The 23,631-nt window shown below is 72.4% G+C and carries 21 protein-coding genes and 1 riboswitch; of the genes, 1 reads left to right on the forward strand and 20 read right to left on the reverse strand.

Annotated elements, in window-relative coordinates:
- Positions 1–104: 104 nt before the first annotated feature.
- Positions 105–233: riboswitch (FMN riboswitch) on the reverse strand.
- Between the two features lie 161 nt (positions 234–394).
- A complete protein-coding gene (gene rpe / locus AC1DX8_RS12470; protein WP_477630247.1) occupies positions 395–1,051 on the reverse strand; it encodes a ribulose-phosphate 3-epimerase in 657 nt (218 codons plus the stop codon).
- 106 nt (positions 1,052–1,157) lie between these two features.
- On the opposite strand from rpe, the gene AC1DX8_RS12475 reads away from it, so the two are divergent.
- Entirely contained in the window at positions 1,158–2,180 is a 1,023-nt protein-coding gene (locus AC1DX8_RS12475; protein WP_477630248.1) for a tetratricopeptide repeat protein, read from the forward strand.
- A gap of 34 nt (positions 2,181–2,214) precedes the next feature.
- Here AC1DX8_RS12475 and AC1DX8_RS12480 read toward each other — a convergent pair whose 3' ends face one another.
- From AC1DX8_RS12480 to pyrR, 19 genes are all read right to left on the reverse strand, one after another.
- Positions 2,215–3,276, reverse strand: coding sequence for an LLM class flavin-dependent oxidoreductase (locus tag AC1DX8_RS12480; protein ID WP_477630249.1), 1,062 nt, complete (start codon positions 3,274–3,276; stop codon positions 2,215–2,217).
- Positions 3,277–3,344: 68 nt separating this feature from the next.
- The gene (locus tag AC1DX8_RS12485; protein ID WP_477630250.1) at positions 3,345–4,916 is read right to left on the reverse strand and encodes an RsmB/NOP family class I SAM-dependent RNA methyltransferase; all 1,572 of its coding nucleotides are present in this window, start codon (positions 4,914–4,916) and stop codon (positions 3,345–3,347) included.
- Positions 4,909–5,847 carry a methionyl-tRNA formyltransferase gene (fmt, locus tag AC1DX8_RS12490; RefSeq protein ID WP_477630251.1) on the reverse strand — a complete coding sequence of 313 codons (939 nt, stop codon included), beginning with the start codon at positions 5,845–5,847 and terminating at the stop codon, positions 4,909–4,911. Before fmt ends, AC1DX8_RS12485 begins: the two co-directional genes overlap by 8 nt.
- Positions 5,847–6,392, reverse strand: a complete 546-nt coding sequence (gene def / locus AC1DX8_RS12495) for a peptide deformylase (RefSeq protein WP_477630252.1) — start codon at positions 6,390–6,392, stop codon at positions 5,847–5,849. Before def ends, fmt begins: the two co-directional genes overlap by 1 nt.
- Before the next feature lie 70 nt (positions 6,393–6,462).
- The gene (locus AC1DX8_RS12500) at positions 6,463–8,544 is read right to left on the reverse strand and encodes a primosomal protein N' family DNA-binding protein (protein ID WP_477630253.1); all 2,082 of its coding nucleotides are present in this window, start codon (positions 8,542–8,544) and stop codon (positions 6,463–6,465) included.
- Positions 8,545–8,571: 27 nt separating this feature from the next.
- Entirely contained in the window at positions 8,572–9,792 is a 1,221-nt protein-coding gene (metK, locus tag AC1DX8_RS12505) for a methionine adenosyltransferase (protein WP_477630254.1), read from the reverse strand.
- Between the two features lie 87 nt (positions 9,793–9,879).
- Entirely contained in the window at positions 9,880–11,172 is a 1,293-nt protein-coding gene (locus tag AC1DX8_RS12510; RefSeq protein ID WP_477630255.1) for a bifunctional phosphopantothenoylcysteine decarboxylase/phosphopantothenate synthase, read from the reverse strand.
- A 50-nt stretch (positions 11,173–11,222) separates the two neighbouring features.
- Positions 11,223–11,486 carry a DNA-directed RNA polymerase subunit omega gene (gene rpoZ, locus AC1DX8_RS12515; RefSeq protein ID WP_056923335.1) on the reverse strand — a complete coding sequence of 88 codons (264 nt, stop codon included), beginning with the start codon at positions 11,484–11,486 and terminating at the stop codon, positions 11,223–11,225.
- Positions 11,487–11,551: 65 nt separating this feature from the next.
- Positions 11,552–12,136, reverse strand: coding sequence for a guanylate kinase (gmk, locus tag AC1DX8_RS12520; RefSeq protein WP_477630256.1), 585 nt, complete (start codon positions 12,134–12,136; stop codon positions 11,552–11,554).
- Positions 12,133–12,450 carry an integration host factor, actinobacterial type gene (gene mihF / locus AC1DX8_RS12525; RefSeq protein WP_056923337.1) on the reverse strand — a complete coding sequence of 106 codons (318 nt, stop codon included), beginning with the start codon at positions 12,448–12,450 and terminating at the stop codon, positions 12,133–12,135. The genes gmk and mihF overlap by 4 nt, the downstream gene beginning before the upstream one ends.
- A gap of 138 nt (positions 12,451–12,588) precedes the next feature.
- Positions 12,589–13,467: an orotidine-5'-phosphate decarboxylase gene (gene pyrF / locus AC1DX8_RS12530; RefSeq protein WP_477630257.1), complete on the reverse strand. Its 879-nt coding sequence runs from the start codon at positions 13,465–13,467 to the stop codon at positions 12,589–12,591.
- Complete coding sequence (locus AC1DX8_RS12535) at positions 13,464–14,420, reverse strand: dihydroorotate dehydrogenase (RefSeq protein ID WP_477630258.1); 957 nt, start codon at positions 14,418–14,420, stop codon at positions 13,464–13,466. Before AC1DX8_RS12535 ends, pyrF begins: the two co-directional genes overlap by 4 nt.
- Positions 14,420–15,328, reverse strand: coding sequence for a dihydroorotate dehydrogenase electron transfer subunit (locus AC1DX8_RS12540; protein WP_477630259.1), 909 nt, complete (start codon positions 15,326–15,328; stop codon positions 14,420–14,422). The genes AC1DX8_RS12535 and AC1DX8_RS12540 overlap by 1 nt, the downstream gene beginning before the upstream one ends.
- Positions 15,325–18,654, reverse strand: a complete 3,330-nt coding sequence (gene carB, locus AC1DX8_RS12545; RefSeq protein ID WP_477630260.1) for a carbamoyl-phosphate synthase large subunit — start codon at positions 18,652–18,654, stop codon at positions 15,325–15,327. The genes AC1DX8_RS12540 and carB overlap by 4 nt, the downstream gene beginning before the upstream one ends.
- Positions 18,654–19,913: a glutamine-hydrolyzing carbamoyl-phosphate synthase small subunit gene (carA, locus tag AC1DX8_RS12550; RefSeq protein ID WP_477630261.1), complete on the reverse strand. Its 1,260-nt coding sequence runs from the start codon at positions 19,911–19,913 to the stop codon at positions 18,654–18,656. The genes carB and carA overlap by 1 nt, the downstream gene beginning before the upstream one ends.
- Entirely contained in the window at positions 19,910–20,536 is a 627-nt protein-coding gene (locus tag AC1DX8_RS12555; RefSeq protein ID WP_477630262.1) for a PH-like domain-containing protein, read from the reverse strand. Before AC1DX8_RS12555 ends, carA begins: the two co-directional genes overlap by 4 nt.
- Positions 20,533–21,822, reverse strand: coding sequence for a dihydroorotase (locus AC1DX8_RS12560; RefSeq protein ID WP_477630263.1), 1,290 nt, complete (start codon positions 21,820–21,822; stop codon positions 20,533–20,535). The genes AC1DX8_RS12555 and AC1DX8_RS12560 overlap by 4 nt, the downstream gene beginning before the upstream one ends.
- Positions 21,819–22,865 (reverse strand): aspartate carbamoyltransferase catalytic subunit, encoded by a 1,047-nt coding sequence (locus tag AC1DX8_RS12565; RefSeq protein WP_477630264.1) that lies wholly within the window; start codon positions 22,863–22,865, stop codon positions 21,819–21,821. Before AC1DX8_RS12565 ends, AC1DX8_RS12560 begins: the two co-directional genes overlap by 4 nt.
- A complete protein-coding gene (gene pyrR / locus AC1DX8_RS12570) occupies positions 22,862–23,476 on the reverse strand; it encodes a bifunctional pyr operon transcriptional regulator/uracil phosphoribosyltransferase PyrR (protein WP_477630265.1) in 615 nt (204 codons plus the stop codon). Before pyrR ends, AC1DX8_RS12565 begins: the two co-directional genes overlap by 4 nt.
- Between the last annotated feature and the right edge of the window lie 155 nt (positions 23,477–23,631).

Below are 23,631 nucleotides of genomic sequence, written 5' to 3' on the forward strand. Positions count from 1 at the left end.
AGACCGATGGTCGAGCTCCGGGGGGTCGTGCAGGGCGGGCCTGCTGGACGAGATCAGTGCCGCGGGAGGCTGGTGCCACACCGCGGACCCACTGGTCCCGCTGTCGCGTGCTGCCTACCATCCGGACTTTAACCGTCGGTCTGGGAGTTCCACCCAGTCAACCGGCCGCTGGCTGCGGTCGGGTCGCGGACTGTCACCGCCGGTTCGGAATTGCACCGACCCCGGAGCACGTCAGCTCCCAGTATGCCGCAGCACCGGGGAGTGCGCGCCGCCCGGTCCGCGTGATGGTCCTCACGACCGCGGCGTGGCCAGCCGGCTGCGACCGCCCGCCTCCGCCATGAGCAGACTCCAGGCCTCCACCGCGAGCCGACGGCAAGCGCCGGGCGCACTGGGTTCAGTGGGCGTGCGCGCTCGCCAAGGTGCGCAGCTCGTCCACCGCGGCCGCGGCGTCCTCGGCGCCGTAGACCGCGGAACCGGCCACGAACACGTCCGCCCCCGCCTCGGCGCACTGCTCGATGGTCGTGGCCGACACTCCCCCGTCGACCTGGACCCAGATCTCGCCTCCGTGCCTGCGGACCGCCTCGCGGACCTGGGCGACCTTGGGCATCTGGTCGGCCATGAACGACTGCCCACCGAAACCCGGCTCGACCGTCATCACGAGGACCATGTCGAGGTCGGGCAGGAGCTCTTCGTACGGGCCGAACGAGGTGCCCGGCTTGATGGCCATCCCGGCGCGAGCGCCCAGCCCACGCAGGGTGCGGGCGAGGGCGCGGGGGTCCAGGGCCGCCTCGATGTGGAACGTCACCGACGAGCCCCCGGCCTCGGCATACATCGGCGCCCAGCGGTCGGGGTCCTCGATCATCAGGTGGCAGTCGAGCGGGATCGGGCTGACCTTCGCCAGCGCCTCGACCACCGGGAGCCCGAGGGTGAGGTTCGGCACGAAGTGCCCGTCCATGACGTCCACGTGGGCCCAGTCGGCGTTGGCGATGCGGCGCAGCTCCGCCTCGAGGTTGGCGAAGTCCGCGGACAGGATGCTGGGCGAGATCTGCACGCGGACACAGTAGTGGGCGGCACGGAGGAAGCCCGTCCTAGTCCCAACGGACGGCCTCCGGCCAGACCCGCACGAGCCGACCTCCCCACCCGCCAGACTCGCACCCGTGACCCCGCTGATCACCGCTGCGCTCGGTGTGGCCCTGGTGGCCATGCTCGTCTTCGCTGCCCTGCACTGGCGCGCCCGACGCACCATCACGTCGATGTCCACGCTGTTGGAGGGTGGCGCGCACGACCAGGTGCTGGCCCACCGCGCCCCGCCCAGGGCCTACCGTCCACTGGCCGACCGGCTCCGGGCCACGAGCGCGCTGTTGACCGGTCGCAACGAGCTCGCCCTGCGACTCCTGGACACCAGTCGGCTGCCGGCCGCGGTGAAGGACCGCGTCGGCGACCTCGACCTGCACCTGCGCGCGGGCGCGCTGCTCTCGATGGGCCGCTACGCGGAGGCTGTCGCGCTCCTCGGCGACGACCCGCAGGGCGCCCTCCTGCGTCACCAACGCGCGCAGGCTGCCATCGAGACCGGCGACGACGCGACTGCCCTGCGCATGCTCGAGCAGCCCCATGAGGAGCCCGTGGAGGAGGCTGGTCGGCTGCGGATCCTGGGCGACCTGCACCTCCGCCGGGGTCGTCTGTCGGAGGGTGAGGAGCTGGTGCGGCAGGCCCGCGCGACCTACCTCGCGTCCTCCCTGGTCGCCCGCGAGGTCGACACGGGCTACTGCCACCACCACCTCGGCGAGGCTGCCCTCGCGCGCGGCGACGCCGCGGGCGCCAGGGCCCAGCTCACGACTGCCCTGGCCCTGCTGTCCGTCCGTCCCGACAACGCTCCCGGCCTGGCGGCCGTGCATGCCCGGCTCGCCGAGGCGCACGCCCTGTCCGGGGAGGCCGGTCCCGCGCGCGAGCACCTGGAGGAGGCGCTGACGCGCAGCGACCTCGTGGGCTCGCCCAGCCTGTCGACGATGGTCGGACGGAGCGAGGGACTGGTCGCCCTGCACCTGGGCCGTGCAGACGACGCTCGGCGTCTCCTCACCGAGGCCCGCGACAGCCACCTCGCCCTGGGCGAGCTGCCCGCCGCCGAATGGGTCGGCCGGCTCGTGGCAGCGCTCGAGGCCACCGACGACCCCACCGACTGACGCGTCGGCACCGTCCGCACACGCGGGGCGAAGGTCAGGCGGCCCGCTGCCCCATCGCCTCGGCGAGCAGGGCCAGGGTTGCCTCGCGAGCAGGGGCCCGGTCGGCCGGCGTGCCCGCGAGGGCCCCGGCCACGGGGTGCACCATGACCTCGTCGACGCCGTGCTCGGCGGCCAGCGCGGACACCTGCTCGGCCACCGAGTCGGGCGTGCCGACCACCCAGCGGCTCCGCATCTCGTCGGCGAGCGAGTGGTGCGCCTCGGCGATCCCGGCCTCCTCGGCCTGCTCGACGAGCAGCTGGGGCGCCAGCGGTCCGCCGGTCCGGAGCGCGACCATCGAGGCGAGGTTGGGCAGGACCAGTCGGTCGGCCTCCGCCTGGGTGGGGGCGACCACGACGTTGAGGGTGAGGAACGTCCGCGGCGCCGGGTGCGACTCCGTGGGCCGGTAACCCGAGCGGTAGAGCTCCAGCGCCGCAGCGGTGCCGCGCCCGGAGAAGTGGTGGGCGAAGACGTAGGGCAGCCCGCGCTCGGCGGCGAGCCGGGCCGAGTAGTCCGACGAGCCGAGCAGCCAGACCTCGGGGACCGACTCGGCCCTCGGGGTGGCGTTGAGCGGGTGGACGTCGCCACCCACCCTGATGCCCACTCCCTCGGTGGACATCAGTGCGATGACGTCGTCGACGTACTGGGGGAACCGCGCCACCGCGTCCGCCTCGACTCCCCCAGCCCCGTGGCGCAGCGCATAGCTGGTGACGGGGTCGGTGCCGGGCGCTCGGCCGATGCCGAGGTCGATCCGTCCGGGGTGCGCCGCCTCCAGCAGCGCGAACTGTTCCGCCACGACCAGCGGGGCGTGGTTGGGGAGCATCACCCCTCCGGAACCCACCCGGATCCGCTCGGTGGCCGCGGCGACCATGGCAATGAGCACGGGCGGGTTGGTCGCGGCGACCGCGGGCATGTTGTGGTGCTCTGCCAACCAGTAGCGGCGGTAGCCGTGCCCATCGGCGACCTTCGCCAGCGACCGGGTCGCGGCCAACGCGTTGCCGGTGCTCTGGTCCTGGCGGACGGGGACGAGGTCGAGGACGGACAGCGCGGGGGTGGTCACCTGTGGGCCAACCTGCCGTTGGCGGTGGCTATTCCGATCTGCGCCGGGCGCGTCCGAGGACGGAGGACTCAGGCCTTCTTGCGCAGCAGGGCCAGGAACATCCCGTCGGTGCCGTGCAGGTGCGGCCAGAGCTGGACGGTCGGGCCGGCTCCGGGCACGTCGACGGGCTGGCCGTCGGCCCCCCGCACGTAGTCGCGGGCGTCGACCAGCTCGACGTCGGTGCGCTTCTTGGTCACGTCACCCACGACGAAGGTGGTCTCGGCCAGGTGCGGGCTGCAGGTGGCGTAGGCGATCACCCCACCGGGCGCGGTGGCATCGATCGCGGAGGCCAGCAGCTCGCGCTGGAGCCTGCCCAGGTCGGCGAGGTCTGCGGGCGTGCGCCGCCAGCGGGCCTCTGGACGTCGCCGAAGGGCACCCAGCCCGGTGCACGGCGCGTCCACGAGCACGCGGTCGTACCGCCCCGGCTCGTCCTCCCCCACCTGCCGGCCGTCACCCGTACGGACGGCGACGGAGCGCCCGACGGCGCGCGCCCTGGCGGTGGCGGGACGCAGGGTCTGTCGCACCAGGTCGGCTCGGTGCTCGCTCACCTCGTTGGCGGTGAGATCGGCGCCGGCCTCGATCGCCAGACCGGCGAGCAGCCCCGCCTTGCCACCCGGTCCTGCGCAGAGGTCGAGCCACTGCTCGGCGCCGTCGAATCCCGCACCGTGGTCGACCGGCACCGCCGCGAGTGCGAGGGCGACCAGCTGCGAGCCTTCGTCCTGCACCGCCGCGCGTCCCTCACGGACCGCAGGTATGCCGCCGGGGTCACCCCCGTCGAGCACCGCACCAACCGGCGAGAGGGGCGACGCGGAAGCACCCGCGTCGACGAGCTCGGCCACGGTCGCCAGGCCGGGTCGGGCCACCAGGGACACCTTGGCCGGTGCGTTGTCAGAGGTCACCAGCGCGGTCAGCTCGGCATCGACGGTTTCCCCGGTGGCGGCCCCGTGACCGAGCAGGGCGGCCCGCAGTGCCTTGACGATCCACTCCGGGTGGGACTGCTCGACCGCCAGCTGGGCGGTGAGGTCGCCCGAGGGGACGACCTCGCTGAGCCAGGCGTCGAGGTCGCGCTCGCTGACCCGTCGCATGACCGCGTTGACGAACCCCGCGGCCCCGGCGCCATTGACCTTGCGGGCCAAGCCGACCGTCTCGTCGACCGCGGCGTGGGTGGGCACGCGCATGCCGAGCAGCTGATGGGCCCCGAGCCGCAAGGTGTCGAGGACGTTCGGGTCGATCTTGTCGAGAGCACGACCGGCGGCCACCGCGATGATCGGGTCGTAGAGTCCGCGCATCCGGACCGCCCCGTAGACGAGCTCGGTCGTGAAGGCGGCGTCGCGCCCGTGGATGCCGCGGTCGCGCAGCACCTTCGGGAGCTCGAGGTTGGCGTAGGCGCCGTCGGCGACGGCCCGCAGGACGGTGTAGGCCGCGAGCCGCTGGGGGTCGCCACCCCGGTTGCGCTCGCTGGGTCGCTGGGCCGAGCGCTCCCGCCCACCGTGGGCTCGCTCCGGGCGCTGGCGACCCTTGGCATTGCGTCGTCCGCCGCCCTCGTCGCGCCGCCCGCCCTCGTCGCCCCTGCGGGGTCCGTGTGGTCCCTGCTCACTCATGGCTGAACCGCTCTCCCGCGTCGAGGCGCAGGCCACGGACCCAGTCGGCCGCGGCCATCTCCTTCTTGCCGTGCGGCTGCACGGCCGAGAGCCGCACCACGCCACTCGCGGTGCCCACGTGCACGTCACGCCTCCCGGCGGCGACCTCGCCCGGCGCGAGCGCCGGCCCGGCATACGCGGGCTCGAGGAGCACCGGCGCGAGCTTCACGCGGCTGCCACGGAAGGTCGACCACGCGCCCGGGGCGGGGGTGCACCCCCGCACCTGGCGGTCCACTGCCACGGCGGGCCGGTCCCAGCGCACCTGCGCGTCGGCGACCTCTAGCTTGGGCGCCAGCGACACCCCGTCAGGCGCCTGCGGCACCGGCGTCAGCGTGCCGCTCTCGAGCCCGTCCATGGTGGCGAGCAGCAGTCCGGCGCCACCCTCGGCGAGACGGTCGAGGACATCCCCGGCGGTGTCGCGCGGTCGGATGCGCTCGGTCATCACCCCGAACACCGGACCGGTGTCGAGTCCGGCCTCGATGAGGAAGGTCGAGGCCCCGGTCACCTCGTCGCCCGCCATCACGGCGTGCTGCACGGGCGCGGCGCCGCGCCAGGCAGGAAGCAGGGAGAAGTGCAGGTTGACCCAACCGTGCCGCGGGATGTCGAGCGCGGCCTGCGGGATCAGCGCGCCGTAGGCGACGACCGGGCACGCATCGGGGGCCAGCTCGCGCAGCCGGTCGAGGAAGGCGGGGTCCCTCGGGCGGTCTGGGGTCAGCACCTCGATGCCGAGCTGCTCGGCCCGCTGGCGCACCGGCGAGGTCACGACCCCGCGTCCCCGGCCGGCCCGCGCGTCGGGGCGGGTGACGACGGCCACCACCTCGTGCGGTGACGCGACCAGGGCGTCAAGCGACGGCACCGCCGGCGCTGGGGTGCCCGCGAAGACCAGCCGCATCACATCCCCCGGCCGAAGGTGGCGTGCGGGCTGACCTTGACGACGGGGCTCGTCCCACCGCCCCAGTCGGCCTCCCGGATGGCCCGCATGGCGGCCTTGCGCTGCTCGCGGTCCATCCGGTCGATGAAGAGGATCCCGTCGAGGTGGTCGGTCTCGTGCTGGAGGCAGCGGGCGAGCAGCTCGGACCCCTCGACCACCACCGGCTCGCCGAACTGGTTGAAGCCCTTGGCCACCGTGCGCAGGGCCCGGGGCGTCTCGAAGCGCAGCCCCGGGAAGGACAGGCAGCCCTCCTCGCCGTCCTGGAGCTCGGTGGACAGGTCGAGGTCGGGGTTGACCAGGTGTCCCAGCTCACCGTCGACCCAGTAGGTGAAGACCCGCAGGCCCACCCCGATCTGTGGAGCCGCCAGCCCTGCGCCGGGCGCGTCCATCATCGTCTCGGTGAGGTCCTTCACGAGCTGGCGCAGCTCGCGGTCGAAGTCGACGACGGGCTCCGCGGGCGTGCGGAGGACGGGGTCACCGAAGAGGCGGATGTTCTGGATCGACACGCGCGCCAGTCTAGGCGGGCTGCCGCAGCGCCCGATGCCGGGCAACGGAGCACCGCAGCGGTCGACGTGGTCAGCCGGCGGGGTCGCGCGGGTCCATCCGCACCTGGATGGACACCTTCTCCTTCCGGGCGCTGCGGACCGCCTTCATCGCCGCCAGCGCCTCGGCGAGCGACGGGCGCTCGTCGAGGGGACACCTCACCAACACGCGGACCGCGTCGTCGGCCACCTGGAGCGGCCCGATCTGCTCCGCGTCGTCGGGCAGCTGGGCCAGGCGCAGGGCCGCCTCGACGGCGCGCCGCTCCCCCGTCACGGCCGCGAGGGCGACCGTCGGGGGCAGCGAGAGCTCTCGCCGGTCAGCGAGCTCCCGCCCCGCGAACCACTGCGGGTCCCACCGCACCAAGGCCTCGACGACCGGCAGCGTCGTGTGCGTCGGAGCGCCGCACAGGACCACCTGTCCGCCCGACGTGGCAGCACGGGTCAGGGCTGCGGCAGCGGTCCAGCGCCGCAGGGCCTCCTCCCCCGCGTCGAGGGTCGGCCGGTCGAGGCTGGCCCAGGCATCGAGGAGCAGGCACGCGGCATACCCACCCTCGGCCACGGGTTCGGCACCCGGCGTGGCGATGACGAGCGCGGGCGTGGCCGCCACCCTCTCGAGGACGGCACCGGCACCCGAGGTGTGCACCGGGACGCCGGGGAACGCGCGCCCGAGCTCCTCGGCGGTGCGCCGGGCACCCACGACCGACGAGCGCAGCTCGCGACCGCCACAGTGGCGGCACTCGAAGCGACCCACGCCGCGACCGCACCAGCGGCAGGCCGGTTCGGCCCGACGCGAGCCCAGCGCCACCGGACCACCACAGTGCCCGCACCGGACCGCCGTGCGGCAGGTCTGGCAGGAGAGGGAGGGCACGTAGCCGCGTCGAGGCACCTGGACCAGGACCGGTCCGGTCTCGAGGGCGGCCTTGGCGGTGCGCCACGCGATCGACGGCAGGTGGGCCGAGGCGGCCGCCGCATCGCGCTCGACCTCCACGCCCTCCCCCGCGACCTGGACCCGCGGCACGACGCCACGCGCGGTGGCACCGGCGATGGTGCGCAGGGCGCCGGACTCGACCAGCTGCTGCACCGCCGCGGTGCGGGTGAATCCCCCCGACAGGACGGCAGCACCCTCCACCCGGGCCCGCGTCAGCAGCACGTCGCGGACGTGCGGATAGGGGGCCCGGGGCTCGTCCAGCAGGTCGTCGCCGTCGTCCCACCACGTCACGAGACCGAGGTCGCGCACTGGCGCGAACGCTGCCGCGCGGGTGCCGACCACCACCGACACGTGGCCCCGCAACACCTTGAGCCAGGCGGTGTAGCGGGCCTGCGGGCCCTGGTCGGCGGTGAGTCGCACGTGGCGACCCGGCCCCAGCGCCGCAGTGAGCGCCGCGTCGACCCGGGCGACGTCGCGGTGGTCGGGCACCACGAGGACGCTGCCCCGGCCGCCGGCCAAGGTGGCGGCCGCTGCGGTGGCCAGCGCCGCTGGCCAGTCCTGCTCGGGCGACGCCGTCGGCAACGCCAGCCACGAGGCGGCGGGCGAGTCGCCCGCGGCGAGCCGCGCCAGGTAGGCCGGCCCGGCGGCATACCGGGCCCAGGCGGGGCCCGGGCCCGGAGGCGCCGGGAGGGGGTCGGGAGTAGGCGCCTCGAGGGCGAGGGCCTTCTCGGCTGCGGCGTGACGGGGTGGGACCGCCAGCCGGAGCACGTCGCCGAGGGTGCCGGCGCAGGAGGCCGCGACCTCGGTGGCCACCTGCAGCTGGGTCGGCGTGAGCACGGGCTCGGCCGAGACGACCCGTCGGATCGGCGCCAGCCGTCCCACGTGCTCGGCCTCCGGGCGGCGGTCGACCACGAAGCCGTCGAGGTCCTGCCCGGCGAAGCGCACCTTGACGCGGGCGCCCGGCACGGCCGTCGTGGCCATCGTCTCGGGCACGAGGTACTCGAACGGGCGGGCCAGGTGGGCCAGCCCGGTGTCGACCACGACCGAGGCCACCGGGTCGGTGGACGCGGTGGCCTGGTCGGTGGTGCGTGCGGGGCGGGCGGCCTTGGGCAGGGCGGCGCGGATCAGCGCGAGCTGCTCGCCCGCCTGCTCACCGCCCTGGCCGCCATGGTCGCCCTGTCCGCTCACGGAGCGAACCTAGCGAACGGGTCCGACTCAGCCCTTGACGGCCTTCTGCAGCGCGTCGATGCGGTCGGTGCGCTCCCAGGTGAACGGGTTGTCGACGCCGACGGCCTCGGTGCGGCCGAAGTGGCCGTAGGCAGCGGTCGTCTTGTAGATCGGCCGCAGCAGGTCGAGGTCGTGCACGATCGCGCCGGGACGCAGGTCGAAGACCGACGAGATGGCGGCCTGGATCTTGTCGACGGGCACGCTCTCGGTGCCGAAGGTCTCGACGTAGAGGCCGACCGGCTGGGCCTTGCCGATCGCGTAGGCGACCTGCACCTCGCACCGACGGGCCAGCCCCGCGGCCACGACGTTCTTGGCGACCCAGCGCATGGCGTAGGCAGCGGAGCGGTCGACCTTCGACGGGTCCTTGCCGGAGAACGCGCCGCCACCGTGGCGGGACATGCCGCCGTAGGTGTCGACGATGATCTTGCGGCCGGTCAGGCCGGCGTCACCCATCGGGCCACCGATGACGAAGTTGCCGGTGGGGTTGATCAGCGTGCGGTAGTCGGAGACGTCGAGCGTGGTGCCCTCGTCCTCGAGCTCGGCGAGCACGGGCTTGATCACGTGGTCGATGATGTCGGGGGCGAGCAGGCCCTCCAGCGAGATGTCCTCGGCGTGCTGCGTGGACAGGACGACGGTGTCGAGCCGCACCGCCTTGTCGCCGTCGTAGCCGATGGTGACCTGGGTCTTGCCGTCGGGACGCAGGTACGCGACGTCACCGCTCTTGCGCACGGCGGTGAGGCGCTCGGCCAGCCGGTGCGCGAGGTAGATCGGCAGCGGCATGAGCTCTGCGGTGTCCTCGCACGCGTAGCCGAACATCAGCCCCTGGTCGCCCGCACCCTGCTTGTCGAGCGGGTCGACGCCACCGGTGCGGTTCTCGTAGGCGGTGTCGACGCCCTGCGCGATGTCGGGGCTCTGCTGCCCGATCGACACCTCGACGCCGCACGAGGCCCCGTCGAAGCCCTTCGTGGAGGAGTCGTAGCCGATGCCCAGCACGGTGTCACGCACGATCTTCGGGATCTCGACGTAGGCCTCGGTGGTCACCTCACCGGCCACGTGCACCAGACCGGTCGTCACCATGGTCTCGACCGCGACCCGGCTGCCCGGGTCCTGGTCGAGCATGGCGTCGAGGATCGAGTCGGAGATCTGGTCGCAGATCTTGTCCGGGTGTCCCTCGGTGACGGACTCGGACGTGAACAGGCGTGCGGACACTCAAATCTCCTTCGGAGCAGCGAATGCTGTCGGTGCTGACGGGCTGCGTCGGCGGCACGGCCGCGCAACTCCGCGAGTGTACCTAGGTCAGAGAATGTCCTGGATGGCATCCCACACAATGGCGGCGACGGCCTCCTTGGAGGCGGGACCGGCGTCGACGACGTGGCTGGAGCCCTGGCGCAGGATGTGCACGGTGTTGTCGTCGCGGCCGAAGGTCTTGTCGACGCCCACTTCGTTGACCACCAGCAGGTCACAGCCCTTCCGGGCCAGCTTGTCGCGGCCGTGCTCGAGCACCCCGCCGTCCTCGTCACCGGTCTCGGCCGCGAAGCCGACGATGACGGGGTTGGGCTCCTCACCGCGCGCCTCGACGAGCCCCGCGAGGATGTCGGGGTTGCGGACGAGCTGGATCGTGGGGGCGTCGTCGGGGTGGGCGGGGTCGTGCGACTTCTTGATCTTCGCGTCGGTGTAGTGCGCGGGCCGGAAGTCGGCGACGGCAGCGGCCATCACGACGACGTCGGCGTCCTTGGCGGCACGCTCGACGGCGGCCTGGAGCTCGAGCGCCGTGGAGACCGGCACGACCGTCACGCCCGACGGCGCGACGAGCGAGGTGTTGGCCGCCACGAGCGTCACCGATGCCCCGCGACGCGCGGCCACGGCGGCCAGCGCGTAGCCCTGCTTGCCGGAGCTCCGGTTGCCGAGGTAGCGCACCGGGTCGAGCGGTTCGCGGGTGCCCCCGGCCGACACGACGACGCGTCGCCCCGACAGCTCCGACGTCGCGGCCGGGGTCGTGGCGTGGGTCGGGGTCGTGGCGTGGGTATGGGCCGCGGTCCGTGGCGCGGTGTGCGGTGCCGGGTGGGCGAGGATCCGCTCGCACACGGCATACAGGGCCTCGGGCTCGGGGAGGCGGCCGGGACCGGAGTCGGCGCCGGTGAGGCGCCCGGAGGCCGGCGGGATGATGTGTATGCCGCGCTCGGCCAGCGTGGACACGTTCGCCTGGGTGGCGGCGTGGTCCCACATCTCGGTGTGCATGGCCGGGGCCATCACCACCGGGCAGCGGGCCGTCAGCAGGACGTTCGTCAGGAGGTCGCCGGCCAGCCCGTGGGCGGCCTTCGCGAGCAGGTCGGCGGTGGCGGGCGCCACGACCACGAGGTCGGCGCCCTGGCCGAGCCGCACGTGGGGCACCTCGTGCACGGAGTCCCAGACCCCGGTGTGCACCGGCTTGCCCGACAGCGCCTCCCAGGTGGGGGCGCCGACGAACTGCAGGGCGGAGGCGGTGGGCACGACCGTCACGTCGTGCCCCGCCTCGGTGAACAGGCGCAACAGCGAGCAGGCCTTGTAGGCCGCGATGCCACCGCTGACACCGAGGACGATGCGCGCCATCGCGCTCCTGTCCGTGCTCTCGCCGGGTCCGGGCCGGTCCTGGGTCCGGCTCAGCCCTCGATCGGCTCGGAGGTGACGAGGCCCTCGTTGATCTCGCGCAGCGCGATGGACATCGGCTTCTCGTGGACCTGGCTGTCGACCAGCGGGCCGACGTGCTCGAGCAGGCCCTCCTGCAGCTGCGAGTAGTACGCGTTGATCTGGCGGGCGCGCTTGGCCGAGTAGATGACCAGGGCGTACTTGGAGTCGGCCTTGGTGAGCAGGTCGTCGATCGGCGGGTTGGTGATGCCGATCGGGTTGGCGACGGTTCCAGACACGGGGGTACTCACTTCTGTAGGTGACTGCTGTAGGTCTTGCTGACGGTCTCGTGGTGACGGTGTCGTCAGTGCGATCGCATCAATGATACGAGTTCTTCGGCCGCACGACGAACGTCGTCGTTGACGATGGTGACGTCGAACTCGTCCTCGGCGGCCATTTCCACCTTGGCGGTCTCCAGCCGACGGGTRCGTTCGGCCTCGTCCTCGGTGCCGCGACCCACCAGGCGCCGGACCAGCTCGTCCCAGCTCGGTGGGGCGAGGAAGACGAAGAGCGCCTCCGGCATGGTGGCCCGCACCTGACGCGCGCCCTGCAGGTCGATCTCCAACAGCGCCATCTTGTGGTCGCGCAATGCCTGCTCCACCGGACCGCGTGGGGTGCCGTAGTGGTTGGACCCGTGCACGACCGCCGACTCGAGCAGCTCGCCGTCGCGCTCCATGCGGGCGAACTCGTCGGTGTCGACGAAGTGGTAGTGGGTGCCCTCCACCTCGCCGGGCCGGGGCTTGCGAGTCGTCGCGCTGACCGACAGCCAGACCTCGGGAAAGTGGTCGCGCACGTAGGCGGACAGCGTGCCCTTGCCGACCGCGGTGGGACCGGCGAGGACGACGAGCCGGCTGGGCCGGTCCTCGCCTGTGGGAGCGGGCTGGCTCACGCCTCGTCGAAGCGCGTGAGCAGAGCGGAGATCTGGTTGGCACCGAGCCCACGGACGCGACGGCTCTCGGAGATGCCGACCTCCTCCATGATCTGGCGGGCGCGGACCCGCCCGACACCGGGCATCGACTCCAGCAGGGCGGAGACCTTCATCTTGCCGACGACCTCGTTGGCCTTGCCGTCGGTGATGACCTCCTTGAGGGAGCCCTGCGCGTACTTCAGCCGGTTCTTGACGGCGGCACGCTCACGGCGGGCTACGGCGGCCTTCTCGAGGGCCGCGGCACGCTGCTCCGGGGTCAACGGGGGTAGGGCCACGGTGGTACTCCTTGCGCACGCTGTTCGGCACGGACTCCGTGCCAGGTGAGTGGTGTCAGGTGGTGTGCTCCCGACAATAGCAACCGCGCCGCCGGGTTTCGCGCCGAGGTGGGCCGCGGGGCGCCCTTCGACGGGTCCTCAGCGCAGGAGCGCGGCCAGCGACGCGCTGGTCTGGACCGCTCGATCACGCAGGGCCGAGACCTGCGGGCCGGCGTTGAGCACCTCACGGCTGCTGGCCGGGAGCACGTTCGGGAGCGCGTCACCGAAGACCCTGCGCAGGTCGTCGCTGGTGCCGCCCTGGGCGCCGATCCCCGGTGACAGGAGGGGTCCGTTGACCGCCGCGAGGTCGAGCTCGAGCTCTTGGACGGCTGTCCCGACGGTGGCCCCGACGACCAGCCCGACGCTGCCCAGCTCTCCCCGGCCTGCCGCCGCGGAGTTCTCGACCGCTGCCGAGGTGACCATGCTCTCGGCGACGCTCGTCTCGCGCAGCCGGGCGTGTTGCACGGTCCGGCCCTCGGGGTTCGAGGTGAGCGCGAGCACGAAGAGCCCCCGTTGAGCCTGCGCCGCGAGGTCGAGCGCCGGGCGCAGTGACTCGAAGCCGAGGTAGGGGCTGACCGTGAGCGCGTCGCCAGGGGCGACGGCGTCCTTGCCGAGGTAGGCCTCCGCGTAGGCCGCCATGGTGGAGCCGATGTCACCGCGCTTGGCATCGAGGATGACCAGCGTGCCCGCCTCGCGGAGGGCGGTGATGGCGCCCTCGAGGACGGCCACGCCCCGGGAGCCGAAGACCTCGAAGAACGCCGACTGGGGCTTCACGACCCCGACGTGGCCCGCGAAGGCCTCGACGCAGGCATCGGTGAAGCGCCTGAGGCCGTCGAGGTCGTAGCCGAGTCCCCACGACTCGACCAGGGCACGGTGCGGGTCGATGCCCGCGCACAGCGGGCCGTGCAGGTCGGTGGCGGCGCGCAGCCGCTGCCCGAAGGTCAGGCCGGTCATGCTCGTGGTCGTGGTGGTCGTCATGCCGTCCTCCCGTGGGCCACGCCGACGACGTCGGCGAAGCGCTCGAATCCCTTGTCCTCCAGGAGGCCAGCCAGCTCCCGGCCCACGCGCACCGGGGCGCTCGGGTCGTTGAACGTCGCCGTCCCCACCTGGACCGCGCTCGCCCCGGCTGCGACCAGCTCGAGGGCGTCCCGCCCGGTGCGCACTCCCCCGACGCCGATGATCGGCACCGTGGGCAAGCGCCCCTCCAGCATCGCCGCCCGCGTCTGCCAGATCGCCCGCACCGCGACCGGCCGCACCGCCGGGCCGGAGAGGCCACCGGTCACGCCGGCCACCTGCGGCCGCAGCCGGTCGGTGTCGATCACCATGCCGAGCAGGGTGTTGATCATCGTCAGCCCGTCGGCACCGGCCTTCACGCAGGCCTGCGCGACGCTGACGATGTCGGTCACGTCGGGCGTGAGCTTGGCGAAAATCGGCACGTCGCGGGGCAGCTGCTCGCGGACGAGCGCGACCACCTTGGCGCTGGCCATCGGGTCGCAGGCGAAGACCAGGCCGCGGTTCGCGACGTTGGGGCAGGAGATGTTGACCTCGACCCCGACCACCGCGTCGAAGGAGTCACTCGCCCGCAGGGTCGCGGCCACGTCGGCGAACTCACCGCTCGTGTTGCCCGCGATCGAGACGAGCGTGCGGGCCCCGGCCTCCTTCAGCCACGCGAGGTCGTGGTCGACGAAGGCCGAGATGCCGGGCCCCTGCAGGCCGATCGAGTTGAGCATCCCCGACGGGGTCTCGGCCATGCGCGGCGTGCCGCGCCCGGATCGCGGGTCGGCCATCACCGACTTGGTCACGAACGCGCCGAGCTCACGGATGTCGAAGAACCGGGCGAGCTCGCGACCGTTGGCCGCGCAGCCGGACGCCGTCATCATCGGGCTCGGCAGGGTCGCGGTGCCGAGGCGCACCGACATGTCCACCGGCATCAGTGGCCACCCACCCGGGGGGCGCCGACCGCGTCGTCCGGTACGCGGCAGAACCCGTCGGAGAACGCGTCCCAGCGCACGCGGTCGCCGCGGAACACCGGGCCCTCGACGCACGAGCGCACCATGCGGGTGGCTCCGTCCGCCCCGGTCACCGGCATCACGCAGGTCATGCAGACCCCGACGCCGCAGGCCATCGACTCCTCGACGGCGACCTGGGCCACTGCTCCCTCGGCGGTCGCGATGTCGGTGACCGACTTGAGCATGCCCATCGGGCCGCAGCCGTAGACCACGGCCGCGCTGGAGCGTCGGATGACCGAGGGCAGGACGTCGGACACCCAGCCCGGGTTGCCCGCCGAGCCGTCGTCGGTCGTGATGGTCACGCCGTTGGCGAAGCGCCGGGCCTCGACGACCCCGAAGAGCTTCGACTCGGTGGCGGCGCCCAGCACCATCTCGACGTGGCAGCCCCGGTCGCGAAGCAACGCTGCCAGCCAGAACAGCGGCGCGCTGCCGTAGCCGCCACCGACCAGGACGCAGGCCACCGGCTCCTTGGGCAGCGGGAACGGGCGCCCCAGGGGCCCGACGATGTCGACCTCGTCGTGGGCGCTCAGCGTGCTGAGCCACTCGGTGCCAGGCCCCACCGCGGAGATCACGATGTCGACCGTGCCGCCGTACGTGCCCGACGGACTGACCTTGTGGATCGAGAAGCAGCGGCGCAGGAGGTTCGCACTGGTCGCACCGCCGACGGCGAGGGCGACGAACTGGCCCGGACGCGCCAGCTCGGCCAGGCCGGGGGCCACGAACGTGAGGTGGTGGTAGGCGCCGGCCCGACGGGTGGCGATCAGCTCACCGGTCACCTGGACGACCCCGGACCCCTTCACCTCGGTATGCCGCGTGCTCGCCTCGCTCACGCGGCACCGCCCGAGGTCGTGCCGACTCCAGTACCCACGCCGTAAAGGTCGAGGTCGCGGGCGTGCTCCTGCAGGGGCTTGACGGTGAACTCTCCCTGCATCTGCGCCTCGATCCCCTGCACAGCGGCCGCCAGCTCCTGCACCGTGGTGACGATCGGCTTGTCCATGGACGTGGTGGCCGCGCGGATGGCATAGCCGTCGGCGCGCGCGTTGGGACCACTCGGGGTGTTGACGACCATGGCGATCTGCCCGTCGAGGATGAGGTCGACGATGCTCGAGTCGCCCGCTTCGCGCTCGCTGTGCTTGTGCACGACCTCGGACGGGATCCCGTTGCGCCGCAACACGTCCGCGGTACCGGTGGTCGCGACGATGGTGAAGCCAAGGTCGGCCAGCCGCTTGACCGGGAAGATCATCGCCCGCTTGTCGCGGTTGGCGACGGACACGAAGATCTTGCCCTCGCGGGGCAGACCCGACCCGGCCGCGAGCATGCCCTTGGCGAAGGCCGTGCCGAAGTCCTGGTCGATGCCCATGACCTCACCCGTGGATCGCATCTCCGGCCCCAGCAGGCTGTCGACGACCTGGCCGTCCCTGGTGCGGAACCGCTTGAACGGCAGCACCGCCTCCTTGACCGCGACCGGGGCGTGGCTCGGCATGGAGCCGCCGTCGCCGTGCGGAGGAAGCAGTCCTTCCTCGCGCAGCTCCTTGATCGTCGCGCCCAGCATCACGCGGGCGGCGGCCTTGGAGACCGGCACCCCCGTGGCCTTGGCCACGAACGGGACGGTCCGCGACGCCCGGGGGTTGGCCTCGAGCACGTAGAGGATGTCCTGCGCGAGGGCGAACTGGACGTTCATCAGCCCGCGCACCCCGATCCCCTCGGCCAGCTTGAGGGTGGCCTCGCGCACTCGCTCGAGCTCGGCGACCCCCAGGGTCACCGGAGGCAGGGTGCACGCCGAGTCGCCGGAGTGGATGCCGGCCTCCTCGATGTGCTCCATGATCCCGCCGAGGTACATCTCGGTGCCGTCGTAGAGGGCGTCCACGTCGATCTCGATCGCGTCGTCGAGGAAGCGGTCCACGAGCACGGGGTGCTCCGGGCTCGCCACGGTCGCCCGGGTGACGTACGTCGAGAGGGTCTCGTCGTCGTAGACGATCTCCATGCCACGCCCGCCGAGCACGTACGAGGGCCGCACGAGGACGGGGTAGCCGATCTCCCGCGCCACCTCGACCGCCTCCGCCGCGCTGTAGGCCGTGCCGTGCTTGGGTGCCGGGAGCTGGGCCTCGGCGAGGACCCGCCCGAAGGCACCGCGGTCCTCGGCGAGGTCGATGGCCTCGGGGCTGGTGCCCACGATCGGCACCCCTGCCTCCTTCAGCGCCTTGGCGAGCCCGAGCGGGGTCTGCCCGCCGAGCTGCACGATGACTCCCGCGACCGGGCCGGCCTGCTCCTCGGCGTGGAACACCTCGAGCACGTCCTCGAGGGTCAGCGGCTCGAAGTAGAGCCGGCTGCTCGTGTCGTAGTCGGTGGAGACGGTCTCGGGGTTGCAGTTCACCATCACCGTGTCGTAGCCGGCGTCGCGCAGGGCGAAGCTGGCGTGGACGCAGGAGTAGTCGAACTCGACGCCCTGGCCGATCCGGTTGGGCCCGCTGCCGAGGATGAGGACCGCCGGCTTCTCGCGCGGGGCGACCTCGGTCTCCTCGTCGTAGGAGCTGTAGTGGTACGGCGTCGTGGCGGCGAACTCCGCCGCGCACGTGTCGACCGTCTTGTAGACCGGGCGGACCCCGAGGGCGTGCCGCACGCCGCGGACGACCGCCTCCGGCATACCCCGGAGGGAGGCGAGCTGGGCGTCGCTGAAGCCGTGGCGCTTGGCCAGCCGCAGCAAGGTCGGCGTGAGCTCCGGCGCGGCCGCGACCCGGTCGGCGATGGCGTTGACCAACGCCATCTGGTCGAGGAACCACGGGTCGATGCCGGTGGCCTCGTGCACCTCCTCCACCGAGAGACCGCCACGCATGGCCTGCTGCACCGTGACGATCCGGCCGTCGGTCGGCGTCTTCGCGGCGTGCAGGAACGTGCGGGCCTGCTCCTCGCTGGGAGTCGGCCCGTCCCAGTGGAAGCTGCTGCCCGAGCGCTCCATCGAGCGCAGCGCCTTCTGGAGGGCCTCGGTGAAGTTGCGGCCGATCGCCATCGCCTCGCCGACGGACTTCATGGTCGTCGTGAGGGTCGGGTCGGCGGCGGGGAACTTCTCGAAGGCGAAGCGCGGCACCTTCACCACGACGTAGTCGAGACTCGGCTCGAAGGACGCCGGGGTCTCGCGGGTGATGTCGTTGGGCACCTCGTCGAGGGTGTAGCCGATGGCCATCTTCGCGGCGATCTTCGCGATCGGGAAGCCGGTCGCCTTGGAGGCGAGGGCCGAGCTGCGCGAGACCCGCGGGTTCATCTCGATGACGATGATGCGACCGTCGACCGGGTTGACCGCGAACTGGATGTTGCAGCCACCGGTGTCGACGCCGACCTCGCGGATGACGGCGATCCCGATGTCACGCAGCCGCTGGTACTCGCGGTCAGTCAGGGTCAGGGCCGGGGCGACCGTGATCGAGTCACCGGTGTGGACGCCCATCGGGTCGAGGTTCTCGATCGAGCAGACCACCACGACGTTGTCGGCGTGGTCGCGCATCACCTCGAGCTCGTACTCCTTCCAGCCGGTGATCGACTCCTCCAGGAGCACCTCGGTCACGGGTGAGTACTGCAGGCCGGCCCCGGCGATCCGTCGCAGGTCGGTCTCGTCGTAGGCGAAGCCTGAGCCCAGGCCACCCATCGTGAAGGACGGGCGCACGACCACCGGGTAGCCCAGTTCCGTTGCGGCACTGAGACATTCGTCCATCGAGTGACAGATCACGGACTTCGCCGACTCGGCGCCACACCGCTCGACGACCCCCTTGAACTTCTCGCGGTCCTCGCCCAGCTGGATCGCCTCGACGTTGGCGCCGATCAGCGGGCAGTCGTACTTCTCCAGGACGCCCGATTCGTGCAGCGAGATGGCGCAGTTGAGGGCGGTCTGCCCGCCGAGGGTCGCCAGCACCGCGTCGGGCCGCTCCCGCGCGATGATCGCCTCGACGATCTCCGGGGTGATGGGCTCGACGTAGGTGGCGTCGGCGAACTCGGGGTCGGTCATGATCGTGGCCGGGTTGGAGTTCACGAGGATGACCCGGATGCCCTCCTCGCGAAGCACCCGGCAGGCCTGGGTGCCGGAGTAGTCGAACTCGCAGGCCTGGCCGATGACGATCGGCCCCGACCCGATGACGAGCACGCTCTTGATGTCATCCCTCTTCGGCATCAATTCACCCCACGAAGTTCTGCGCTCGTGCCTCGCTCCGATACTTCGCGGGGACCCCGAATGTCTGAGGAGCTCATATTCCTGCTTTCCATGAGTTTCACGAACCGGTCGAACAGGTAGCCGGCGTCGTGCGGACCGGCGGCCGCCTCCGGGTGGTACTGGACCGAGTAGGCGGGCAGGTCGAGGCACTCCAGGCCCTCGACCACACCGTCGTTGAGGCACACGTGCGACACCCTCACCCGCCCGTATGCCGTGCCCTCGGCATCGGCGGGTGCCGTCACCTCCCGGTCGGTGGGGGCGTCGACGGCGAAGCCGTGGTTGTGCGCGGTCACCTCGACCTTGCCGGTGGTGCGGTCCATCACCGGCTGGTTGATGCCGCGGTGGCCGTACTTCAGCTTGTAGGTGCCGAAGCCCAGCGCGCGGCCGAGGAGCTGGTTGCCGAAGCAGATGCCGAAGAACGGGATCCGCGCGTCGAGCACCTGGCGCAGCACCGCGACCTCGGCGTCGGCGGTGGCGGGGTCACCCGGACCGTTGGAGAAGAAGACGCCGTCCGGGCCGTCCTCCCCCACCGCCCTGATGTCGTCGATGGTGGAGGCGGCCGGCAGGACGTGCACCTCGATGCCCTGCTGCGCCATCAGCGTTGGCGTCATCGCCTTGATGCCCAGGTCGAGGGCGGCGACGGTGAACCGCCGCTCCCCCACTGCCGGCACGACATACGCCTCGTCGGTGCTCACCTCGGCGGCCAGCGCCGCGCCCTTCATCAGCGGCGCCTGCTGCACCGCGGTGACCAGCTCGGCGACCGACCGCTCGGACTGCTCGCCCGAGAAGATCCCCACCCGCATCGCACCGCGCTCGCGCAGGTGGCGGGTCAGCGCGCGGGTGTCGATCYCGCTGATGCCCACCACGCCCTGCGCGACCAGGGCGTCCTCGAGCGAGCGCCGCGACCGCCAGCTCGACGGGCGCAACGCGGGGTCGCGGACGACGTACCCGGCGACCCAGAACCGGCTCGACTCGTCGTCCTCGTCGTTGACCCCGGTGTTGCCGACGTGCGGCGAGGTCATCACGACCACCTGGCGGTGGTAGCTCGGGTCGGTCAGGGTCTCCTGGTAGCCGGTCATCCCGGTGGAGAACACCGCCTCGCCGACGGTCTGCCCGGTGGCTCCGTAGGCATCGCCACGGAAGGTGCGGCCGTCCTCGAGGACGAGCACGGCAGGCGACCGGTCGAGGTCGAGGTGGGAGCCAGCGGCAAGGGAGCTCATGATGTGGTCTTTCCGGTGGTGTCGGTGTCCTGGTCGGACTGCTGTCCAGGCGTTTCGGTGGTGGGCTCGGTGGAGGCGTCGTCGGTCTCCCCCTGGTGCCACCACAGGGCTGACTCGACCCGCTCGACGTCGGCCTTGTAGCGGGGCAGGAAGCCCGTTTCGTAGACGTCGCCGTTCTCGGCCCGCCACTGCAGCACGACCAGACGGTTGGCGCCGACGAACTTGCCGACCATGCCGCGCTCGCGCCGGGCCGAGCGCAGACGGGCTGCGGGGATGACCACCGTCGCCTCCCCCTGGCGGTCGATCCGCACCAGCTCGTCGGCATCGCCCCGGCTCACGATCAGGGTCGCCCTGGCACGGTTGCCCAGGCCCTCCACCGTGACCCGTTCCAACCGGTTCTCGGCCGTGGTGGTGCTGACGTACGTCCCCTCGACGATGACCTGGGCCGGCTTCTCCTTCAGGGCGGGCGCCTCGACGGAGTGGTCGCGGGTCGTCCGGCTGCGTTCCGCGGCAATGGCCGCGGACTCGTGCTGGTGGCGCTTGCGCACCCACGCGGCATACAGGAGGGCGTAGATCAGCCCGAGGGCCACGAGCATCACACCCACGGCTTGCAGACGGGTCACGCGATGGCTCCCTTCTGGGCGGTCACGCGGCCGCCGAAGACCGTGGCGTGGACCGCGCCCTGCAGGGTGCGGCCGTGCCACGGGTTGTTGCGGGACAGCGAGAGGGAGGCGCTGCGGTCGATCGTGACCGTGGCGCTCGGGTCGACCAGCGTCAGGTGGGCCGGCGCCCCTTCGGTCAGGGCCTGGCCGTGGCCCGTCAGACCGGCGATGCGGGCCGGGGCCTGCGACATCACCCTGGCTACCCCCGCCCAGTCGAGCAGGCCCCCCGTGACCATGACGTCGCTCACGACCGACAGTGCCGTCTCCAGGCCGAGCATGCCGAAGGCCGCGTCGACGAAGGCGTGCTCCTTGTCGTGCCGGGCGTGGGGGGCGTGGTCGGTGGCGACCGCGTCGATGGTGCCGTCGGCGAGGGCGGCGCGCAGGGCGTCGACATCCTCCTGCGGGCGCAGGGGTGGGTTCACCTTGAAGGTGGGGTCGTAGCCCGTGAGCAGGTCGGTGGTGAGGACCAGGTGGTGGGGCGTGACCTCCGCCGTGACCGCGATCCCCTGGGCCTTGGCCCAGCGGATCACCTCGACGGTGCCTGCGGTGGAGACGTGGGCGACGTGCACCCGCGAACCGGTGTGCCGGGCGAGCATGACGTCGCGGGCCACGATCGACTCCTCCGCGATGCCCGGCCAACCGGGCAGGCCGAGGCGCCCGGAGAGCTCTCCTTCGTGGGCGCACGCGTGCGGACCCGCGAGGTGGGGGTCCTGCGCGTGCTGCGACACCACCCCGCCGAAGGCGCGCACGTACTCCAGCGCCCGGCGCATCACCCGGGAGTCGTGGACGCAGTGGCCGTCGTCGGAGAACACGCTGACCTTCGCCCGGGACCGGTGCATCAGGCCCAGCTCGGCGAGCTCCTCGCCCGCGAGGCCCTTGGTCACCGCGCCGACCGGCACCACGTCGACCAGCCCAGCGGCCCGGCCGAGGTCGAGGATGCGCTCGGCCGCCTCGGCGGTGTCGGTGACCGGTGTGGTGTTGGCCATGGCGAGGATCGCCGTGAACCCGCCCACGGCGGCCGCGGCTGACCCCGAGGCGATCGTCTCGGCATCCTCCCGGCCGGGCTCGCGCAGGTGGGTGTGCAGGTCGACCAGCCCGGGCAGGGCCACGAGACCATCGGCGTCGAGCACGTCGGCGCCCTTGGCCGAGCGGATCGAGCCGACCTCGACGATCCGGCCGTCCTCGACCAGCAGGTCCTGCGGTCCCGCCCCCGCGAGGTCCGCCCCGGTGACCAGCAACGTGCTCATGCGGTGCCTTCCTCTCCGGCGAGCAGGTGGTAGAGGACGCTCATCCGCACTGCGACCCCGGCGCTGACCTGGTCGAGGACCAGCGACTGGGCGGCGTCGGCCGCATCGGCGCCGATCTCGAGTCCGCGGTTCATCGGGCCCGGGTGGCAGATGACGACGTCGGGGTTCGCGGCGACCAGGGTGTCGAGCCGGGGGCGGGTGAGGCCGTAGCCGACGGTGTACTCGCGGGCTGTCGGGAAGAACCCGCCGCTCATCCGCTCGCGCTGGACCCGCAGCATCATCACCGCGTCGGCGGTGGGCAGGACGGCGTCGAAGTCGTTGGTCAGGGCGAAGCCCTCGGCCGCAGCCCAGGCCGTGATGCCGCTGGGCATCAGCGTCGGTGGCGCGACCAGCGTGACCCGGGCGCCCAGCGTCTTGAGGGTGATCAGGTTGGAGCGCACGACGCGGGAGTGGGTGAGGTCACCGACGATGACGACGTGGCGGCCCTCGAGGCTGCCGAGGCGGCGCTCCATCGTGTACGCGTCGAGCAGGGCCTGCGTCGGGTGCTCGTGCGTGCCGTCACCGGCGTTGATGACGTGGGCGTCGACCCACTGGCTGACCTGGTGGGCGGCGCCGCTCGCGTGGTGCCGGATCACCAGCGCGTCGACCCCCATCGCTGCGACGGTGAGGACCGTGTCGCGGAGGGACTCACCCTTGGAGGTGGAAGAGCCCTTGCCGCTGATGTTGATGACGTCGGCCGACAGCCACTTGCCGGCGATCTCGAACGAGCTGCGGGTGCGGGTGGAGTCCTCGAAGAAGAGGTTCACGACGGTGCGTCCGCGCAGGGTCGGCAGCTTCTTGACCTCGCGCTGCTGCACCCCGTGCATCTCGGCGGCGGTGTCGAGGATCGCGCGCACCTGGTCGAGCGAGAGGTCGGCGGACGAGAGCAGGTGGCGTCGGCCGCGCGGTCCCTCGGTCGCGGCGAGCGGGGCCGCCGTGGGGGTCGGCCCGCTCGGCTGCGTCGTGGGCGCGGCGGTGGCCGTGCTGGTGGACGTGGTGGTCATCGGGTCTCCCCTCCGGCGATGGTGACCTGGTCCTCGACGTGGTCGGGCTCGCTCAGCCGCACGCGGACCTTCTCGCTGCTCGACGTCGGGAGGTTCTTGCCCACGTGGTCGGCGCGGATCGGCAGCTCGCGGTGCCCGCGGTCGACCAGCACGGCGAGCCGCACGATCCGGGGCCGGCCGAGGTCGGACAGCGCGTCGAGCGCGGCGCGGACGGTGCGGCCGGAGTAGAGGACGTCGTCGACCAGCACCACGACCTTGTCGTCGATCCCGGTGGGCGGGATGTCGGTGTGCATCGGGCTGCGGGTGGGCTGGCGACGCAGGTCGTCGCGGTGCATGGTCACGTCGAGCGCCCCGACCGCGACCGGGGCGCCCTCGACCTCCTCGATCAGCGCCGCGAGCCGTCGCGCCAGGGCCACCCCCCGCGTCGGGATGCCGAGCACGACCAGGTCGGCTGCACCCTTGTTGTGCTCGAGGATCTCGTGGGCGATCCGCCGCAGGACGCGGGCGATGTCGGACTCGGTCATCACCGTGCGGGAGTCGTCAGCAGAGACGGCGTCGGGGGCGGGAGCCGTGGGCTCGACCGCCGAGGGTGCTGCAAAGTCAGGACGCATCGCGTCAGGACCTCCTTCCCTGCCTCACAGGACAGGTCGTTAAAGGATGTCGTTCGCGGGCGACTCTACCCGGTGTGGTGGGCCCGCGGCATACCGGGTCCCGCAGTGGGGACCGAGATCCCACCTCTCGGCCCCACCGGGGCTGCGGAACGCCG

The sequence above is a fragment of the Pedococcus sp. P2_A3 genome, from assembly GCF_056405035.1.

Excerpts from the sequence above, each read along its gene's own strand:
- AC1DX8_RS12485 (WP_477630250.1), bottom strand. The coding sequence starts at position 4,916 with ATGAGTGAGCAGGGACCACACGGACCCCGCAGGGGCGACGAGGGCGGG.
- fmt (WP_477630251.1), bottom strand. The coding sequence starts at position 5,847 with ATGCGGCTGGTCTTCGCGGGCACCCCAGCGCCGGCGGTGCCGTCGCTT.
- AC1DX8_RS12510 (WP_477630255.1), bottom strand. The coding sequence starts at position 11,172 with ATGGCGCGCATCGTCCTCGGTGTCAGCGGTGGCATCGCGGCCTACAAG.
- pyrF (WP_477630257.1), bottom strand. The coding sequence starts at position 13,467 with ATGACGACCACCACGACCACGAGCATGACCGGCCTGACCTTCGGGCAG.
- AC1DX8_RS12535 (WP_477630258.1), bottom strand. The coding sequence starts at position 14,420 with ATGCCGGTGGACATGTCGGTGCGCCTCGGCACCGCGACCCTGCCGAGC.
- carB (WP_477630260.1), bottom strand. The coding sequence starts at position 18,654 with ATGCCGAAGAGGGATGACATCAAGAGCGTGCTCGTCATCGGGTCGGGG.
- AC1DX8_RS12560 (WP_477630263.1), bottom strand. The coding sequence starts at position 21,822 with ATGAGCACGTTGCTGGTCACCGGGGCGGACCTCGCGGGGGCGGGACCG.
- AC1DX8_RS12565 (WP_477630264.1), bottom strand. The coding sequence starts at position 22,865 with ATGACCACCACGTCCACCAGCACGGCCACCGCCGCGCCCACGACGCAG.
- pyrR (WP_477630265.1), bottom strand. The coding sequence starts at position 23,476 with ATGCGTCCTGACTTTGCAGCACCCTCGGCGGTCGAGCCCACGGCTCCC.